This window comes from Streptomyces lacaronensis, assembly GCF_047337785.1.
Taxonomy (GTDB): Bacteria; Actinomycetota; Actinomycetes; order Streptomycetales; family Streptomycetaceae; genus Streptomyces; species Streptomyces lycopersici.
In genome coordinates this window covers 3,760,650-3,779,405 of sequence record NZ_JBLHDK010000003.1, presented here as the reverse complement: position 1 = coordinate 3,779,405, position 18,756 = coordinate 3,760,650, and the positions used below count along the sequence as shown (strand labels likewise).

The window sequence follows — 18,756 nt, the reverse complement described above, 5'->3', positions numbered from 1 at the left end:
CGGGCATCGCCGGAGGCCCGGCGATGCCCTGGGCGCCTCAGGCGTCGGCGGGCTCCGGCTCCGGGACGCGCATCGCCAGGATCGCCATGTCGTCGGACGGCGGCTCCGCGGCGAAGCGCTCGACCGCCCGCAGTACCCGGGCGGCCACCGCGCCCGCCGTAAGGCCGGTGCAGGTCGTGAGGACGTCGATAAGGCCGTCGTCGCCGAGCATCCTGGTGCCCTCGCGCCGTTCCGTCACGCCGTCGGTGACGCACAGCAGCACATCGCCCGGGTCGAGCGTCACCGTCTGCTCGTACAGCTCCAGATCCTCCATGACGCCGAGCAGCGGCTGGGGCTCGGCGGCCGCCTCCACACTGCCGTCCTGGCGCAGCCGGAGCGGCAGCGGGTGCCCGGCGCAGACGACCTTGAGCACCGCGCTGCCGTCGTGCTGCGGCCACAACTCGCCGTAGAGGAGGGTCAGGAAGCGGCTGCGGGCGCCCTCGTCGAGGATCGCCGCGTTGAGCCGCTCCAGGACCGCCGGGCCGCCGAAGCCCTCGCGGGCGAGCAGCCGCAGGGCGTGCCGGGCGAGTCCGGTGACCGCGGCGGCCTCCGGTCCGGTGCCGCAGACATCGCCGATGGCGAAGCCGTACGCCCCGTCGCGGATCGGGAAGAGGTCGTAGAAGTCGCCGCCGACCTCGTTGCCCTCGCCCGCCGCGCGGTAGATGACCTCGACCTCGACTCCGGGGACCTCGGGCTGCTCGGGCGGCAGCAGACTGCGCTGGAGGGACTGGCTGATCGCGGTGCGCTCCGAGTAGAGCCGCGCGTTGTCCAGCGCGAGCGCGGCCCGGCGGGAGAGGTCCTCGGCCAGCTCCAGGTTCTCCTGGCGGAAGTGCTCGTCAGTGGGCTTGCCGAGGATGAGCATGCCGATGACGCGGTTGCGGGCCACCAGGGGCAGTACGACCGTCTCGCCGCCGACCGCGGAGGCGGTCGCGAGCGAGGCGCCGGGGCCGGAGGAGGGGCGGGCGGAGTCGCCGAGGCTGAGGCTGCGCAGCGAGGTGCGCAGGGCGGCGGCGTGAGCGGCGTCATAGGGGCCGGACCAGCTGCGCGCGCCGCCGGTGGGGACCTGCTCCGGTGGGTCGATCTTCATCAGCAGGGCCTTGAGCCCGTCGATGCGGTCCTCGTCCTCATGCAGAACGTACGACAGCTCGGGCTCGGACGCCTGGTCGGCGACCGTATAGACGGCGCACCAACTGGCCAGCGTGGGCACCGTCATCTGGGCCATGAGCGCCAGCGTCTGATCGCGGTCCAGGGTGCCCGCGAGGAGGTCGGACGCCTCGACGAGGAAGGACAGGGAACCGCGGCGCAGCTTCTCCAGCTCGGTGAGGCGGGCGCGTTCCACGGCGAGCGCGATGCGGTCGGCGGCGAACTGGAGCCGGAGGGCCTCCTCATTGCTGTAGCGGGCGGGGGACTCGGCGGCGACGCCGAGCGAGCCGGTGAGCCGGCCCTCGACTTTGAGGGGGACCGTGACGACCGAGCGCATACCGGTGTTGATGAGCAGGGGCACCGCGCCGGGAACCGCGGACAGATCCTCGTGGACGGCGGGCATCCGGGCCGATCCGTAGCGCCCGGTGCCGGCTTCGACGGGGACGCGGGCGAAGCGCTGCCGGGCGGACGGCAGCCCGGTGGAGGCGCGCACCTCCAGCTCGGTCTCGTCGTCGGTGGCGAGCAGCAGATAGGCGGCGTCCCCGTCGAGCATGTCGCGGGCGCGTTCGACGGTGCGCTGGAGGAGTCCGTCGAGGTCATCGGGGGCGGGGGAGCCGATGAAGACCTCGAAGGCGTCGCTGGACGGGCCGCCCCGCTCGGCGGTTTCGGCGGTGTCCACGTTCGCACCGCGCATCGGGCTCTGGAGCACGGCGCGCTCGCGGTCGCGCACCATCAGACAGACGGTGGACGGCTCGCCCTCGGCATCGCGGATGCGCAGGTGGGACGCGTAGACGGGGGAGACCCGGCCGTCCGCGCCGCGGATGCCGTAGGAGCCCTCCCAGCGGGAGAGCAGAAGCGCCTCGGCGACGCCGGTGCCGGTGCCGGGGGTGTGCGGCCAGGCCGCGAGGTCGGTCAGCGGCTTGCCGATGATCTGTTCCGAATGGTAACCGAACAGCTCCTGAGCGTCTTCGTTCCAGGCGCTGATCAGTCCGCCGCTGTCGACCTGGACGACGCCCACCCGGACCCGGGAGTCGGCGATGGGCAGGGCGCTGGAGGGCAGGGCGGGCCCGGCGGCCCGGGTGCCGGCCGGGCGGTCGGGGAAGTCGAGCTGGAACCAGACCTGCTTGTGGGTCGCGGTGTACTCGACGCCCCAGCGGGCGGCGAGCGCGGCGCACAGCAGCAGACCGCGGCCGCCCTCGCGGTCGGGGTGGCCGAAGTGGTGGCCGCCGTTGCTCTGCAGCGGGACCTCGCGCTCGGGGTAGCGGTCGGCGACCTCGACGCGCACCCCGGTGTCGGCGCGGATGCAGACCACATCGGCGGTGGTACCGGCGTGCACCACCGCGTTGGTGACAAGTTCGCTGGTCAGGACGACGGCGTCGTCCACGATGTCGGTGAGGCCCCACCCCTGGAGGGTGTCCCGGACAAAGGTGCGGGCGGCGGCGACCGAGCGTCCCACCGGCTCGAAGGTGGCGGCTGCCCGCGCGGTGATCACAGGTCTCCTCATGAATGTCTCGGCGAACTGCTCACCCATGTCGCAGCGCCCCTCCGATGCCCTGGCCGGTTGCCAGGTTACTTACCACCGATGCCTTCGCGAATGCCGGTCCGCTTTGATTCCACCCAGAGGTGCCTCGGCGGTGTGGGATGCTGCCGAACTGTTATGGCCTGGTTGGGGCATGGTGAAACACTGGGGAAGCTGGAAGAAGAACCCGACGAGGACGGTCAACCCTGCGGGAGGGACACGGTGGAGTCTGGCGCAGCGGCGCGGGGCACGAATACGCGCGCGAAAGGCGGACGGTCCCGGAGCAATGGGACGACTGAAGTGGAGACGGCGGCCCTGAACCGGCTGCTGACCGCGATGGCGGCCATGCGGGACGGGAACTTCCGCAAGCGGCTCACGGTCTCGGGCGAGGGCGTGATGTCCGAGATCGCCGCGGTCTTCAACGAGGTCGCGGACCGCAATCTGCAGCTCACGGGCGAGCTGACCCGGGTGCGGCGGGTGGTCGGCCGCGAGGGCAAGCTCACCGAGCGGCTCGAGACCGGCGCCTGTGAGGGGCAGTGGGCCGCGGCCATTGACGCGTCCAACGCCCTGGTGGACGATCTCGTACGGCCGGTGTCCGAGGTGGGCCGGGTGCTGTCGGCGGTCGCCGAGGGCGACCTGGAGCAGCGCATGGACCTGCGGGCCCAGGGCTCCGACGGGTCGGCGCATCCCCTGCGGGGTGAGTTCCTGAAGGTGGGCCGCACGGTCAACGGCCTGGTGGATCAGCTCTCGGCGTTCACCGACGAGGTGACGCGGGTCGCGAGTGAGGTCGGCACCGAGGGCAAGCTGGGCGGCCAGGCCCGGGTGCGCGGAATGTCGGGTTCGTGGAAGGATCTCACGGAGTCCGTGAACACCATGGCCTCCCGGCTCACCGCTCAGGTGCGTGACATCGCTCTCGTGACCACGGCGGTGGCCAAGGGCGATCTGTCCCGGAAGGTCACGGTTCATGTGTCCGGGGAGATGCTCGAGCTGAAGGAAACCGTCAACACGATGGTGGACCAGCTCTCCTCCTTCGCCTCCGAGGTGACCCGGGTCGCCCGTGAGGTGGGCACCGAGGGTGAGCTCGGCGGGCAGGCGAAGGTGCCGGGTGTCGCGGGCGTCTGGAAGGACCTCACCGACTCCGTCAACCTCATGGCCGGGAACCTGACCGCGCAGGTGCGCGGGATCGCCCAGGTCACCACGGCGGTCGCCAATGGTGATCTGTCGCAGAAGGTGACGGTGAGCGCACGCGGCGAGGTCGCGCAGCTGGCCGACACGATCAACACCATGACCGAGACGCTGCGTACCTTCGCGGACGAGGTCACGCGGGTGGCCAGCGAGGTCGGTGCCGAGGGGCTGCTGGGCGGTCAGGCGCAGGTGCCGGGTGCGGCGGGGACGTGGAAGGATCTCACCGATTCGGTGAACACCGCCTTCCGGAACCTCACCGCTCAGGTGCGGGACATCGCCCAGGTGACGACGGCGGTGGCGAACGGCGATCTGTCGCAGAAGGTCACCGTCGATGTGGCCGGAGAGATGCTGGAGCTGAAGAACACCGTCAACACGATGGTGGACCAGCTGCAGTCGTTCGGCGCCGAGGTGACACGGGTCGCCCGGGAGATCGGCGTCGAGGGCGAGCTGGGCGGTCAGGCGCAGGTGCCGGGTGCGGCGGGGACGTGGAAGGATCTCACCGATTCGGTGAACACCGCCTTCCGGAACCTCACCGGACAGGTGCGCAACATCGCCCAGGTGACCACGGCGGTGGCGAACGGCGATCTGTCGCAGAAGGTCACGGTCGACGTCTCCGGTGAGATGCTCAAGCTGAAGAACACCGTGAACACCATGGTGGACCAGCTGTCCTCGTTCGCCGATCAGGTCACCAGGATGGCGCGGGACGTGGGCACCGAGGGCCGGCTGGGCGGTCAGGCCCGGGTGGACGGGGTCAGCGGCGTCTGGGCCGATCTGACCGACTCCGTGAACTCCATGGCCGGGAACCTGACGGCGCAGGTGCGCGGTATCGCCCAGGTGACCACGGCGGTCGCGCGCGGCGATCTGTCGCAGAAGATCGAGGTGGACGCGCGCGGCGAGATCCTCGAGCTGAAGAACACCATCAACACGATGGTCGACCAGCTCTCCGACTTCGCCGAGCAGGTGACCCGGGTCGCCCGCGAGGTGGGTACGGACGGCCGGCTGGGCGGTCAGGCGCAGGTGCCCGGTGTGGCGGGCGTCTGGCGCGATCTGACCGACTCGGTGAACGGCATGGCGGGCAACCTGACCGCCCAGGTGCGCAATATCGCGCAGGTGGCCACGGCGGTCGCGCGCGGTGACCTCTCCCAGAAGATCGACGTCGATGCGCGCGGCGAGATCCTGGAGCTGAAGAACACTCTGAACACGATGGTCGACCAGCTGTCGTCCTTCGCGGAGGAGGTCACCAGGGTCGCCCGTGAGGTGGGCACCGAGGGCCAGTTGGGCGGCCAGGCCGAGGTGCAGGGCGTCTCCGGGACGTGGAAGGACCTCACCCAGTCCGTCAACAGCATGGCCAACAACCTGACGTCCCAGGTGCGTTCGATCGCGGAGGTGACGACGGCGGTCGCCAAGGGCGATCTGTCGAAGAAGATCACCGTCGATGCCAAGGGCGAGATCCTCGAGCTGGTCACCACGGTGAACACGATGGTGGACCAGCTGTCGTCGTTCGCCGAGCAGGTGACCCGGGTGGCCCGTGAGGTGGGCACCGAGGGGCAGTTGGGCGGTCAGGCGCGGGTTCCGGGCGTGACCGGTATCTGGAAGGACCTGAGCAACAACGTCAACCTGATGGCCAACAACCTGACCATCCAGGTGCGGAACATCTCGCAGGTCTCGGCCGCGGTCGCCAACGGCGATCTGACGAAGAAGGTGACGGTCGAGGCGCGCGGCGAGGTCGCGGCGCTGGCCGACACCGTCAACACGATGGTGACGACGCTGTCGTCGTTCGCCGACGAGGTCACCCGCGTGGCCCGCGAGGTGGGCACGGACGGCATCCTGGGCGGCCAGGCCCGGGTGCCCGGCGTCTCGGGCACGTGGAAGGACCTCACCGAGTCCGTGAACTCGATGGCGTCCAACCTGACCGGCCAGGTCCGCAACATCGCCATGGTCACCACGGCCATCGCCCAGGGTGATCTGACCAAGAAGATCGACATCGAGGCGCGCGGCGAGATCCTCGAGCTGAAGACGACCATCAACACGATGGTGGACCAGCTGTCGTCGTTCGCCGACCAGGTGACCCGGGTGGCCCGTGAGGTGGGCACCGAGGGCCAGCTGGGCGGCCAGGCGCGGGTGCGGGACGTGGCCGGCACCTGGAAGGACCTGACCGAGTCGGTGAACGAGATGGCCGGGAACCTGACCCGTCAGGTGCGCGCCATCGCCGAGGTGGCCACCGCGGTGACCCGCGGCGATCTGAACCTCAAGATCGACGTGGACGCCTCCGGGGAGATCCAGGTCCTCCAGGACCACATCAACACCATGATCGCCAACCTGCGCGAGACCACGCTCGCCAACAAGGAGCAGGACTGGCTCAAGGGCAACCTGGCCCGGATCTCCGGACTGATGCAGGGCCGTCGCGACCTGGAGGACGTCGCCCGGCTGATCATGAGCGAGCTGACCCCGGTGGTCTCCGCCCAGCACGGTGCGTTCTTCCTGGCCGTACCGCCGGGCGAGGGCACCGAGGTGGTCGCGGACAGCACCTCCGACGACGGCTACGAACTGCTGCTGGTCGGCTCCTACGGCTACACCCAGGGCTCGATGCCCAACCGCTTCAAGCCCGGTGAGACGCTGATCGGCACGGTCGCCGAGGAGAAGCGCCCGATCCTGGTGGAGAACGTGCCACCGGGCTATCTCAAGATCGCCTCGGGGCTCGGCGAGGCGGCTCCGGCCCATGTGATCGTGTTGCCGGTGCTCTTCGAAGGGCAGCTGCTGGGCGTGATCGAGCTGGCGTCGTTCCAGCCGTTCGCCCAGATCCAGAAGGACTTCCTCAACCAGATCGCCGAGATGATCGGCACGAGCGTCAACACCATCAGCGTCAACACCAAGACCGAGGTGCTGCTGAAGCAGTCGCAGGAGCTGACCGAGCAGCTTCGGGAGCGGTCGGCCGAGCTGGAGAACCGGCAGAAGGCCCTCCAGTCGTCCAACGCGGAGCTGGAGGAGAAGTCCGAGCGGCTGGCCCGCCAGAACCGCGACATCGAGGTCAAGAACACCGAGATCGAGGAGGCCCGGCAGGTGCTGGAGGAGCGTGCCGAGCAGCTCGCCGTCTCGATGCGCTACAAGAGCGAGTTCCTGGCGAACATGTCGCACGAGCTGCGCACGCCGCTCAACTCGCTGCTGATCCTGGCCAAGTTGCTCGCCGACAACGCCGACGGCAACCTCTCGCCGAAGCAGGTGGAGTTCGCCGAGACCATCCACGGCGCGGGCTCCGACCTGCTGCAGCTGATCAACGACATCCTGGACCTGTCGAAGGTCGAGGCGGGCAAGATGGACGTCAGCCCGACCCGTATCGCCCTGGTCCAGCTCGTCGACTATGTGGAGGCCACCTTCCGGCCGCTGACCGCGGAGAAGGGCCTGGACTTCTCCGTAAGGGTGTCGCCGGAGCTCCCGGCGACGCTGCACACCGACGAGCAGCGGCTGCTGCAGGTGCTGCGCAATCTGCTGTCCAACGCGGTGAAGTTCACCGACAGCGGCGCCGTGGAGCTGGTCATCCGGCCGGCGGGCGCGGATGTGCCGCACGCCATCCGGGAGCAGCTGCTGGAGCACGGTGCGCTGCGCGACGCGGACGCCGAGATGATCGCCTTCTCGGTGACCGACACCGGTATCGGCATCGCGGCGAGCAAGATGCGAGTGATCTTCGAGGCGTTCAAGCAGGCCGACGGCACCACCAGCCGTAAGTACGGCGGCACCGGACTGGGCCTGTCCATCAGCCGGGAGATCGCCCGGCTGCTGGGCGGCGAGATCCACGCGGCCAGCGAGCCGGGTCGCGGCTCGACGTTCACGCTCTACCTGCCGCTGCACCCCAGCGAGCTGCCGCCCCAGGGCTACCCGCAGCTCGCCCCGAGCAGCTCGGCCCCGCTGGCGCTCGAGGCGTTCCCCGGCGCCGTGGAGGAGACCGCGGAGAACGGTGCCGCGGCGGAGCGGGAGGAGGCCGCACAGGACGCCTCCGAGGGCTCTCCGGCGGCGCGCGGCCGTGGCGGCTCCGGGCTGTTCCGGCGGCGTCAGCGGGCCGAGCAGGAGGCGTCGCGGACCGACGCGGAGCAGGCCCCGCCGCAGCCGGAGACGGAGTCGGGCGCCCGGTCGGCCGGCCGCCGGCCGGCACGGCAGGCGCAGGCCCCCGAGCCGTGGCTGCTGGGCGGCCAGGATCTGGTGGCCCCGGAGCCGGTGGGCGGCTTCCACGGCGAGAAGGTGTTGATCGTCGACGACGACATCCGTAATGTCTTCGCGCTGACCAGCGTGCTGGAGCAGCACGGGCTGCAGGTGCTGTACGCGGAGAACGGCCGGGAGGGCATCGAGGTCCTGGAGCAGCACGACGACGTCGTACTGGTCCTGATGGACATCATGATGCCGGAGATGGACGGATACGCGACGACGGCCGCGATCCGCAGGATGCCGCAGTTCGCCGGGCTGCCGATCGTCGCCCTCACCGCGAAGGCGATGAAGGGCGACCGGGAGAAGAGCATCGAAGCGGGTGCGTCGGACTACGTCACCAAGCCGGTCGACACCGATCATCTTCTTGCAGTGATGGAGCAGTGGATGTCGGTGGAGTGACCCGAGGTACGCGCGGGACAACCGTGGTGTTGACTGAGTGTCGCCGAACACGTGTGGGAACGCGGTATTCGGGGAACCTTCTGGTCTCCCACCGCGTTTCTGCTACGTGCACAGTGACATCGCGGTGACAGGGTGTGGCGAACAGCGGGGTGCGGCTACCATGACCGGCACAAGGACGGGCGGCGCAAGGGAGCCGTCCCCTGGGGCGGCGCCCGGTGCTTCCCCCAGCTCTGTGAGCTGGGGAGACCCCAAGCCGGGACGAGGAGGACGGGGCATGGTGCAGAAGGCCAAGATCCTCCTGGTCGATGACCGGCCGGAGAATCTGCTGGCGCTGGAGGCCATTCTCTCCGCGCTCGATCAGACCCTGGTGCGGGCATCGTCAGGGGAGGAAGCGCTCAAGGCGCTGCTGACGGACGACTTCGCGGTGATTCTGCTGGACGTCCAGATGCCGGGCATGGACGGATTCGAGACCGCGGCGCACATCAAGCGCCGGGAGCGGACCCGGGACATCCCGATCATTTTCCTCACGGCGATCAACCACGGCCCGCACCACACCTTCCGGGGTTATGCGGCCGGCGCGGTGGACTACATCTCCAAACCCTTCGACCCGTGGGTGCTCAGAGCCAAGGTCTCGGTCTTCGTGGATCTGTACATGAAGAACTGTCAGCTGCGGGAGCAGGCGTCGCTGCTGCGGCTGCAGTTGGAGGGTGGCCAGCCCGCCGCCGGGGAGGCCAAGGAGTCGGCGGGGCTGCTCGCCGAGCTGTCCGCGCGGCTCGCCGCCGTCGAGGAGCAGGCCGAGGCGCTGTCCAAGCAGCTGGACGAGTCGGCCGACGCCGCGGCCGTGGCCACCGCGGCCCATCTGGAGCGCAAGCTGACCGGTCTGCGGCGGGCGCTGGACGCGCTCGAGCCGGGTGCGGGCAGCGGAGCCGGCCAGGTCCCCTCGCAGAACTGATCCGCCCTCCCCACCGGCACCGTCGGCCGGTCATCGCCGACCGGTCACCCGCACTTTGACGCGCCGTCACGGCCGTCTCACCGCCTCGTCGGCGCGGCGGCACCGGTGTGACGTCAGTGGTGCCTGATACCCCCGCCATGCGTGCTCCGTACGGCGGACGCGGGTAACCTCGCCTCCATGGCCTCTCGTACGTCCGGCAAGGGTTCCCAGAGCACGGCGGGCACCTCGAAGAAGCGCGCCGGGCAGTCCGGAGGCGCGGCGAAGAAGGCGGCCGCCAAGAAGGCGCCCGCGAAGAAGGCACCCGCCAAGAAGTCCGCCGCGCCCGCGAAGAAGGCGGCGTCGAAGAAGGCGGCGGCCAAGGCGGCGCCCTCACCCGCCCCGAATCCGACCAGCGGCGTGTTCCGCATCGTGCGCGCCGTGTGGATGGGCATGGCGCGCGGCCTCGCGGCGATGTTCCGCGGCATAGGACGCGGCGCCAAGGGGCTCGACCCGGCCCACCGCAAGGATGGCAGCGCCCTGCTGCTGTTCGCGCTCGCCCTGATCGTCGCGGCGGGCACCTGGTCCAATCTGGACGGGCCGGTCGGCAGGCTGGTCGAGATGCTGATCACCGGCGCGTTCGGCCGGCTCGACCTGGTGGTGCCGATACTGCTGGGCACCATCGCGGTCCGGCTGATCCTCCACCCGGAGCGGCCGGAGGCCAACGGGCGGATCGTCATCGGGCTCTCGGCGCTCGTCATCGGCGTCCTGGGGCAGGTGCACATCGCCTGTGGCGCCCCGGGGCGCGGCGAGGGCACCGCGGCGATGCAGGACGCGGGCGGTCTGATCGGCTGGGCCGTCTCCCGGCCGCTGATCTACCTGATGGGCGACGTGCTGGCCGTACCGCTGCTGGTGCTGCTCACCGTCTTCGGGCTGCTGGTGGTCACCGCGACGCCGGTCGCCGCGATTCCGCAGCGGCTGCGGCAGCTGGGCGTACGGCTGGGCCTGGTGCGGGACCGCGAGGACGCGTACGCGTCGGAGGCCGGGTACGACCCGGCGGAGTACGCCGACGAATGGCGCGAGACGCCCGGCAGACGGCCTCGCAGGACCTCGCTCGCCAAAGAGGACCCGGACGGTGCCGGAGGCCCGGAGCGGGCCGAGGAGGAGGCGCTGCGCAAGCGCCGGCGCTCGCGCCGCTCGTCGTCCGCTCAACCGCCGCTCGACCGGCCCTTGGACGCGGTGGACGTGGCGGCCGCTGCCGCCGCCTCGCTGGACGGGGCCGTGCTGCACGGTGTGCAGCCCTCGCCGCTCGTCGCCGGGCTCAGCAACGGGCTTTCGGGCGAGCGCGAGGACGGAGCCGCGAGCGGCGGGGTGCCGGGCGCGCGCGATGCCGACAAGGAGTCCGGGAAGGGCGGCCCCAAGGGCAAGGCGGCGGCCGGGAAGGGCCGTACGGACGGAGCCGACGAGGCGGATCCGCAGCAGGTCCCCGATCTCACCCGGGCCGCGGTCGAGTCCGGCGCGCCGCTGCCGCCGCGCGCCGAGCAGCTTCAGCTCTCCGGTGACATCACCTACTCGCTGCCCTCGCTCGACCTGCTGGAGCGTGGCGGCCCCGGCAAGACCCGCAGCGCGGCCAACGACGCGGTCGTGGACTCGCTGACGAAGGTGTTCACGGAGTTCAAGGTGGACGCCGCCGTCACCGGCTTCACCCGCGGCCCGACGGTCACCCGTTACGAGGTGGAACTGGGCCCGGCCGTCAAGGTCGAGCGGATCACCGCGCTGACCAAGAACATCGCCTACGCGGTCGCCAGCCCCGATGTCCGTATCATCAGCCCGATCCCCGGCAAGTCGGCCGTCGGCATCGAAATCCCCAACAGTGACCGCGAGATGGTCAACCTGGGCGATGTGCTGCGCTCGGCGAATTCCGTCGGCGACGACCATCCGATGCTCGTCGGGCTGGGCAAGGACGTCGAGGGCGGCTATGTGGCGGCCAACCTGGCCACCATGCCGCATGTGCTGGTGGCGGGCGCGACCGGTTCCGGCAAGTCGTCCTGTATCAACTGCCTGATCACGTCGATCATGGTCCGGGCCACGCCGGACGATGTGCGGATGGTGCTGGTCGACCCCAAGCGGGTGGAACTGACCGCCTACGAGGGCATCCCGCATCTGATCACACCGATCATCACCAACCCCAAGCGCGCCGCCGAGGCGCTTCAATGGGTCGTACGGGAGATGGACCTTCGCTATGACGACCTCGCGGCCTACGGCTTCCGCCATATCGACGACTTCAACGCGGCGGTCCGCAAGGGGAAGGTGAAGGAGCCCGAGGGGAGCGAGCGGGAGCTCAAGCCCTATCCGTATCTGCTGGTGATCGTCGACGAGCTGGCCGATTTGATGATGGTCGCACCGCGGGACGTCGAGGACTCGATCGTGCGGATCACACAGCTGGCGCGCGCGGCCGGGATCCACTTGGTGCTGGCCACCCAGCGCCCCTCCGTGGACGTGGTCACCGGTCTGATCAAGGCCAATGTGCCCTCACGGCTCGCCTTCGCCACCTCCTCGCTGGCCGACAGCCGCGTCATCCTGGACCAGGCCGGCGCCGAGAAGCTGATCGGCAAGGGCGACGGCCTCTTCCTGCCGATGGGCGCGAACAAGCCCACCCGGATGCAGGGCGCCTATGTCACCGAGTCCGAGGTCGAGGCCGTCGTCGCGCACTGCAAGGAGCAGATGGCACCGGTCTTCCGCGACGACGTGACGGTCGGGACGTCGAAGAAGAAGGAGATCGACGAGGAGATCGGCGATGACCTCGATCTGCTCTGCCAGGCCGCTGAGCTGGTGGTTTCCACTCAGTTCGGCTCCACGTCGATGCTTCAGCGCAAGCTGCGGGTGGGTTTCGCCAAGGCGGGGCGGCTGATGGATCTCATGGAGTCCCGGAACATCGTCGGCCCGAGCGAGGGATCGAAGGCGCGCGATGTGCTCGTCAAGCCGGATGAATTGGATGGCGTGCTCGACGTGATCCGCGGTAAGGCTCACTCATAAGGGTTTGGCGGGCAACCGTTTCCCCTACCGAAACGTCAAGTTGAGGGAGGTGGCGGAGTGAGATCCCAGAATCGTGATCGAACGGCAATCCCGATGGCGGACAAACTCCGTCCTCCCGCTTGCCCGACCCTTTCGCCCCACCCCTAGACTGAACCCCCAGCAGGTGGCTCACGCTCGAAAGGCGCCCCCGTGTCCATCGGCAACCTTCCCGAAGACGGCAACTCCCCCGAAGACGACCGGCCTTCCATCGGTCGCGCCCTCCAGCAGGCCCGTATCTCCGCGGGGCTGACCGTCGACGAGGTCAGTTCCTCGACCAGGGTGCGCACCCCCATCGTGCGGGGCATCGAGCAGGACGATTTCTCGCGCTGCGGCGGCGATGTCTACGCCCGGGGGCACATCCGGGTGCTCGCCCGCGCCGTGGGCCTCGATCCGGAGTCCCTGATCGCGCAGTTCGACGCCGAGCACGGCGGCCGGCCCGCGCCGACCGCGCCGGCGCCGCTGTTCGAGGCCGAGCGGATCCGCCCCGAGCCCCGGCGCCCCAACTGGACGGCCGCGATGGTCGCGGCGATCGTCGCCGTCGTCGGATTCGTGGGCTTCACCCTGTTCCGGGGCGGCGACGGCGACGGCTCGAGCGTCGCCGAGGACACCGCCTCGCCCAAGCCCAGCGCCTCCGCGCCCACCAACACCGCCGCCCCCTCCAAGCCCGCCACCCCGCACAAGCCCGACCCGTCCGACAGCGCCATCGCGGGCGTCCCGGCGGACAAGGTCACCGTCAAGCTGACCGCCGAGGGCGGCCAGAGCTGGATCTCCGCCCAGGACCACAACGGCCGGCTGATCCAGGAGGGCGTGCTGCGCGAGGGCGACTCCAAGACCTTCAGCGACAGCAGGCGCATCGACCTGGTGCTGGGCAACGCCGGGGCGATCAAGCTGTTCGTGAACGGCAAGGAAGTGAAGAACGTGGGCACCAGCGGGGCCGTCCAGCGGCTGAGCTACACCAAGGGAGACCCCGAGGCGGGCTGACCCGCGCGAAGATCGGCAGCCCTGGCAGCGGGGGCTGTCGTGGGGACAAAGTAGTCTGAGCCCATGCCCGAACGCCGCACCGTCGCCCTTGTCACTCTTGGCTGCGCCCGTAACGAGGTGGACTCGGAGGAGCTCGCAGGCCGCTTGGCGGCGGACGGCTGGGAGCTCGTCGAGGAAGCCGCCGACGCGGACGTCGCCGTCGTCAACACCTGTGGCTTCGTCGAAGCCGCCAAGAAGGACTCGGTCGACGCCCTGCTGGAGGCGAACGATCTGAAGGACCACGGCCGCACCCAGGCCGTGGTGGCCGTCGGCTGCATGGCCGAGCGGTACGGCAAGGAGCTCGCCGAGGCGCTGCCCGAGGCCGACGGGGTGCTCGGCTTCGACGACTACGGCGATATCTCCGACCGCCTCCAGACCATCCTCTCCGGCGGCATCCACGCCTCCCACACCCCGCGCGACCGCCGCAAGCTGCTGCCGATCAGCCCCGCCGAGCGGCAGGACGCCACCTCGGTGGCGCTCCCCGGCCACGCCCAGGGCACCGCGCCCGAGGATCTGCCCGAGGGGGTGGCCCCGGCCTCCGGGCCGCGGGCCCCGCTGCGGCGCAGACTGGACAGCAGCCCGGTCGCCTCGGTGAAGCTGGCCTCCGGCTGCGACCGACGGTGCTCGTTCTGCGCCATCCCGTCCTTCCGCGGCTCCTTCATCTCCCGCCGCCCCTCCGATGTGCTGGGCGAGACCCGCTGGCTGGCCGAGCAGGGGGTGAAGGAGATCATGCTGGTCTCGGAGAACAACACCTCGTACGGCAAGGATCTCGGGGACATCCGGCTGCTGGAGACGCTGCTGCCGGAGCTGGCCGCGGTGGACGGCATCGAGCGGATCCGGGTCAGCTATCTGCAGCCCGCCGAGATGCGTCCCGGGCTGATCGACGTGCTCACCTCGACCGAGAAGGTCGCGCCGTACTTCGATCTGTCCTTCCAGCACTCGGCGCCGGGGGTGCTGCGCGCCATGCGCCGCTTCGGCGACACCGACCGGTTCCTGGAGCTGCTGGAGACGATCAGAGGCAAGGCGCCGCAGGCCGGCGCCCGGTCCAACTTCATCGTCGGCTTCCCCGGCGAGACCGAGGAGGACCTGGCCGAGCTCGAGCGTTTCCTCAATGCGGCGCGGCTGGACGCGATCGGCGTCTTCGGGTACTCGGACGAGGACGGCACCGAGGCCGCCGGTTATGAGAACAAGGTCGACCCGGAGGTGGTCGCGGAGCGCCTGGAGCGCGTCTCGCGGCTCGCGGAGGAGCTGACCGCCCAGCGGGCGGAGGAGCGGCTCGGCGAGGTCGTGGAGGTTCTGGTGGAGGAGATCGACGACACCGGGGCGGTCCTGGGCCGTGGCGCCCACCAGGCGCCGGAGACCGATGGCCAGACGCTGCTGCGCACCGACGGAGAGCCGGAGGCGGGCCGTATGGTCGAAGCGAAGGTGATCGCGACGGAGGGAGTGGACCTCGTCGCGGAGCCGCTTGAGCCGCTGGAGCGGCAGGGCGGCGGCGCGTCCACCGGAGAGGCGGACAGATGACGGGTGTCCCGGCCTCCGCCGCGGGAGGTCACCGCCGACCGGCCGCCGCCACGGTCAGGCCCGCCCGTTTGTGGAACATCGCCAACATCCTCACCATGGTGCGGCTGCTGCTGGTGCCCGGGTTTGTGTTGTTGATGCTGCACAATGGCGGGTACGACCCGGCGTGGCGTTCCTTCGCGTGGGCGGCGTTCGCCATCGCCATGATCACCGATCTCTTCGACGGTCATCTGGCCCGCCGGTATAACCTGGTCACCGACTTCGGGAAGATCGCCGATCCGATCGCGGACAAGGCGATCATGGGCGCGGCGCTGATCTGTCTGTCGGCCCTGTCCGACCTCCCCTGGTGGGTGACGGGAGTGATCCTCTTCCGTGAGATCGGAATCACACTGATGCGGTTCTGGGTGATCCGGTTGGGGGTCATCCCGGCCAGCCGGGGCGGAAAGATGAAGACGCTCGCGCAGGGCACCGCCGTCGGGATGTACATCCTGGCGCTGACCGGACCGCTGGCCTCGCTGCGGTTCTGGGTGATGGCCGTGGCCGTCGTCCTGACCGTGGTCACCGGCCTCGACTACGTCCGGCAGGCGATCGTGCTGCGCCGGGCGGGACGGACGACGGAGGAGGCCGCACAGTGAGCGACGGCGGGACGGCAGCCGATGTGCTGGCGCTGCTGGAGCGGCGCGGGCAGACCCTGGCCGCCGCCGAATCGCTCACCGGCGGTCTGGTGGCCGCCGAGCTGACCTCGGTGGACGGCGCCTCCCGCTCCTTCCGGGGCTCGGTGACGGCGTACGCCACCGACCTCAAGCACGAGGTGCTGGGCGTGGACGGGGCCCTGCTGGCCGAGCGCGGCGCGGTCGACGCCGAGGTGGCCCGGCAGATGGCCCGGGGCGTACGGCGTGCGCTGGGCGCGGACTGGGGTGTGGCCACCACCGGTGTGGCGGGTCCCACACCACAGGACGGCCAGCCCGTGGGCACCGTTCATGTGGCCGTCGCGGGGCCCTCGGACGCGGTGGCCGCGGCGGCGCTGCGGCTCGAAGGAGACCGTGCCGGAATCCGCGGCCAGACCGTTCATGCCGCCGTCAAGCTGCTGTTCAGCGAATTGATCGCGACAGCGGGGGCAAAGGATACGGAACAACACGACGAGATTTGATGTTTGCAGCCCTGAGTGAACACGACATCGCTCCCCGCACGGGCGCAGCCCGAGGCGGTACGGTGGGGCGTGAAGGATCCGGATCCGAGGTCCGAGGAGGGAGCCAGCGATGATTCTGCTCCGTCGCCTGCTGGGTGACGTGCTGCGCCGGCAGCGCCAGCGCCAGGGCCGTACTCTGCGCGAGGTTTCCTCCTCCGCCCGGGTGTCGCTCGGCTATCTGTCAGAGGTCGAGCGCGGCCAGAAGGAAGCCTCATCCGAGCTGCTGTCGGCCATCTGCGACGCCCTGGAGGTACGGATGTCGCAGGTCATGCGCGAGGTCAGCGACGAGCTGTCGCTCGCTGAACTGGCCGAGTCGGCCGCGTCCACCACCGAGAAGGTGCCGGCGCCCATGCGACCGGTGCTCAACCCCGTGTCTGTGACGTCCGTGACGGGCGTCCCGGAGGAGCGGGTGACCATCAAGACGCCCAAGGAAGCCGTGGACGTGGTGGCGGCCTGAGAAGGCCCTCAGAAGCCGGCTCTCCGAGGCCCCGACCGGTAGCCATACCGGTCGGGGCCTCGATGTTTGTCCGGCCGGATTCGGGTCACTCCAGAGGAAGAGAGGCAACCAAGAGGGGCCAAACGGTCGAACAGGAGGAAGTGGATGTCTGTGGTGAAGAGCCCGCTACCGGAGGCGCACCTCAAGATCGTCGCCGACGCGCTGCAAGGCGCCCTCGTCGACCTCGTCGACCTCCACCTGGTGGGCAAGCAGATCCACTGGACCGTCGTGGGCCCGCGATTCCGCACGGTTCATCTGCAGCTCGACGACGTCGTGGCGTCGACCAGGGAGTATGCCGACACGGTGGCGGAGCGGGCCTCCGCGCTCGGGGTGCCGCCGGACGGACGGGCCCAGACGGTCGCCGCGACCAGTGGTGTCGACACGGTCAAGGACGGCTGGACCGATGACGCGCAGGCCGTCCGGACGCTCGTGGACGCCCTCGGAGCGGTGATCGGGCGGATGCGGGAGCGCATCAGGGCGACCGACGAGCCGGACCCGGTGACCCAGGACATTCTCATCGAGCTCACCCGTGACCTGGAGAAGCACCACTGGATGTTCCAGGCCGAGAACGGCGGCAAGCGGGGCTGAGGCGGACGTCGGGCCAGGTCGGGTGAGGCTGAGGCCGCCTCCCTCCGGCCCGGTGGCCCGCTCTGGGTGCGCCGTATCGCCCGGCTGGGCAAAATGAGAGGGAGCACGAGTGTCCGACACGCGCCGACGTGCCTCCTGTGCGCCCTCCCGCCGTGTGCGAACAGGCGTCTAAGCGGCCTCACTGAAGTCCGGTGCGGTTCGGTTGCGTCCCCAAGGGGCGCGGGGAACTGCGCGACCAGCCACGACGCAGCCGCGGATGAACGACCGCACACGACCGCACCGCCACTTCCCGCGGAGTTCAGCGTCGCCGAAGGAGGCAGCCATGGCAGCCGTCGGAGGGGCCCACACCCAGGGCCTCAGGCCGGTCCGATGGGTGCTCGCGCTCGCTCTGGGCGGCGTCTGGTGGTGGTCCGTGCTGCGGCTGGCGGTGCAGCCGGGGGAGGCCGGGCCGGTGGAGGGGGCGTTAGCGGTCGGCGGCTGGGGGCTGAGCCTGTTGCCGGTGCACTGCGGTCCCTCGCCCAGAAGGGGTGGCACCCGCCGCCGCGGAGGCCCTCCACGTCAGGACGGGACGGGTCCCTGCGGCACCGCCTGGCAGCTCGGGCACCAGAAGGTCGAGCGCTCCTGACCCGCGTCCCCCTGGTCGGCGGCGCGCACCGGTGTACCGCAGCGCAGACAGGGCCGCCCCGGGCGCCCGTACACCCACAGCCGACGGTCGCGGCGCGACTCGGCCGTGGTGACCCGGGCGCGCCGGTTCCTGTTGGCCTCCAGGAGTTTCTTGGCGTGGGCCACCAGGCGCTCGGGGGAGGACACTTCGCCGATCGGCAGCCAGGGTGAGACGCGCAGCAGGAAGCACAGCTCGGACTTGTAGACATTACCGATCCCGGCGAGGTTCCGCTGGTCGAGCAGCGCTTCGCCCAGGGGCCGGGAGGGATCGGCGAGCAGCCGGCGCAGCGCCTCGTCCGGGTCCCAGTCGGGGCCGAGGAGATCGGGGCCCAGATGGCCGACGACACGGTCCTCGTCGCCGGTGCGGAGCAGTTCCAGGACGGGCAGGCGGTAGCCGACGGCGGTGTGGGCGGCGTTGGCGAGGATGGCCCGGATCTGGTGGTGCGGGCCGCCGCGCCAGCGTTCGTCCGGCCCGTACACCTGCCAGGAGCCGTCCATCCGCAGATGGGAGTGGAGGGTCAGCCCGCCCTCGACACGGGTCAGCAGATGCTTGCCGCGCGGGACGACCTCGAGGACTTGGCGGCCGGTGAGGTCGGCGGTCGCCAGCCGTGGGACGCGCAGGTCGCTGCGGAGGAGCGGGGATCCCGCGAGGGCCTGGTGCAGGCGCTGAGCGGCCTGCCAGACGGTGTCTCCTTCGGGCATGCCATCCATGATGCCGGTGGGCGAGGGCGGGCGGGAGCGCCCGGTGATCAGGGGCGCGGGCGGAGGCCGTTGTCCAGGGGCGCAGATGCCGGTCG

Annotated in this window: 12 protein-coding genes; 10 read left to right on the top strand and 2 right to left on the bottom strand. The window is 70.4% G+C overall.

Annotated features, from left to right (window positions below; translation table 11 throughout):
- Nucleotides 1-37 precede the first annotated feature (37 nt).
- Nucleotides 38-2,674, bottom strand: a complete 2,637-nt coding sequence (locus tag ACMTAK_RS15875) for a SpoIIE family protein phosphatase (protein ID WP_413812906.1) — start codon at nt 2,672-2,674, stop codon at nt 38-40.
- Between the two features lie 249 nt (nt 2,675-2,923).
- On the opposite strand from ACMTAK_RS15875, the gene ACMTAK_RS15870 reads away from it, so the two are divergent.
- From ACMTAK_RS15870 to ACMTAK_RS15825, 10 genes are all read left to right on the top strand, one after another.
- Nucleotides 2,924-8,482 (top strand): HAMP domain-containing protein, encoded by a 5,559-nt coding sequence (locus ACMTAK_RS15870; RefSeq protein ID WP_413806840.1) that lies wholly within the window; start codon nt 2,924-2,926, stop codon nt 8,480-8,482.
- A 274-nt stretch (nt 8,483-8,756) separates the two neighbouring features.
- Nucleotides 8,757-9,434: a response regulator gene (locus tag ACMTAK_RS15865; protein WP_020868040.1), complete on the top strand. Its 678-nt coding sequence runs from the start codon at nt 8,757-8,759 to the stop codon at nt 9,432-9,434.
- Nucleotides 9,435-9,611: 177 nt separating this feature from the next.
- On the top strand, nt 9,612-12,446 hold the full coding sequence (locus tag ACMTAK_RS15860; protein ID WP_413806839.1) for a DNA translocase FtsK: 2,835 nt from the start codon (nt 9,612-9,614) through the stop codon (nt 12,444-12,446).
- Nucleotides 12,447-12,635: 189 nt separating this feature from the next.
- Entirely contained in the window at nt 12,636-13,466 is an 831-nt protein-coding gene (locus ACMTAK_RS15855; RefSeq protein ID WP_413806838.1) for a helix-turn-helix domain-containing protein, read from the top strand.
- A gap of 63 nt (nt 13,467-13,529) precedes the next feature.
- The gene (gene rimO / locus ACMTAK_RS15850) at nt 13,530-15,026 is read left to right on the top strand and encodes a 30S ribosomal protein S12 methylthiotransferase RimO (RefSeq protein WP_413806837.1); all 1,497 of its coding nucleotides are present in this window, start codon (nt 13,530-13,532) and stop codon (nt 15,024-15,026) included.
- Nucleotides 15,023-15,658 carry a CDP-diacylglycerol--glycerol-3-phosphate 3-phosphatidyltransferase gene (gene pgsA / locus ACMTAK_RS15845; protein ID WP_413806836.1) on the top strand — a complete coding sequence of 212 codons (636 nt, stop codon included), beginning with the start codon at nt 15,023-15,025 and terminating at the stop codon, nt 15,656-15,658. Before rimO ends, pgsA begins: the two co-directional genes overlap by 4 nt.
- Nucleotides 15,655-16,173, top strand: coding sequence for a CinA family protein (locus ACMTAK_RS15840; RefSeq protein ID WP_044569418.1), 519 nt, complete (start codon nt 15,655-15,657; stop codon nt 16,171-16,173). Before pgsA ends, ACMTAK_RS15840 begins: the two co-directional genes overlap by 4 nt.
- Nucleotides 16,174-16,282: 109 nt before the next feature.
- Nucleotides 16,283-16,669: a helix-turn-helix domain-containing protein gene (locus ACMTAK_RS15835; protein WP_020868033.1), complete on the top strand. Its 387-nt coding sequence runs from the start codon at nt 16,283-16,285 to the stop codon at nt 16,667-16,669.
- Nucleotides 16,670-16,813: 144 nt separating this feature from the next.
- Nucleotides 16,814-17,296, top strand: a complete 483-nt coding sequence (locus ACMTAK_RS15830; protein WP_413806835.1) for a Dps family protein — start codon at nt 16,814-16,816, stop codon at nt 17,294-17,296.
- 322 nt (nt 17,297-17,618) lie between these two features.
- The gene (locus ACMTAK_RS15825; RefSeq protein ID WP_413806834.1) at nt 17,619-17,921 is read left to right on the top strand and encodes a hypothetical protein; all 303 of its coding nucleotides are present in this window, start codon (nt 17,619-17,621) and stop codon (nt 17,919-17,921) included.
- Here ACMTAK_RS15825 and ACMTAK_RS15820 read toward each other — a convergent pair.
- Nucleotides 17,855-18,661: an Fpg/Nei family DNA glycosylase gene (locus ACMTAK_RS15820; protein ID WP_413806833.1), complete on the bottom strand. Its 807-nt coding sequence runs from the start codon at nt 18,659-18,661 to the stop codon at nt 17,855-17,857. The two genes, ACMTAK_RS15825 and ACMTAK_RS15820, sit on opposite strands and share 67 nt — an antisense overlap.
- Nucleotides 18,662-18,756 lie beyond the last annotated feature (95 nt).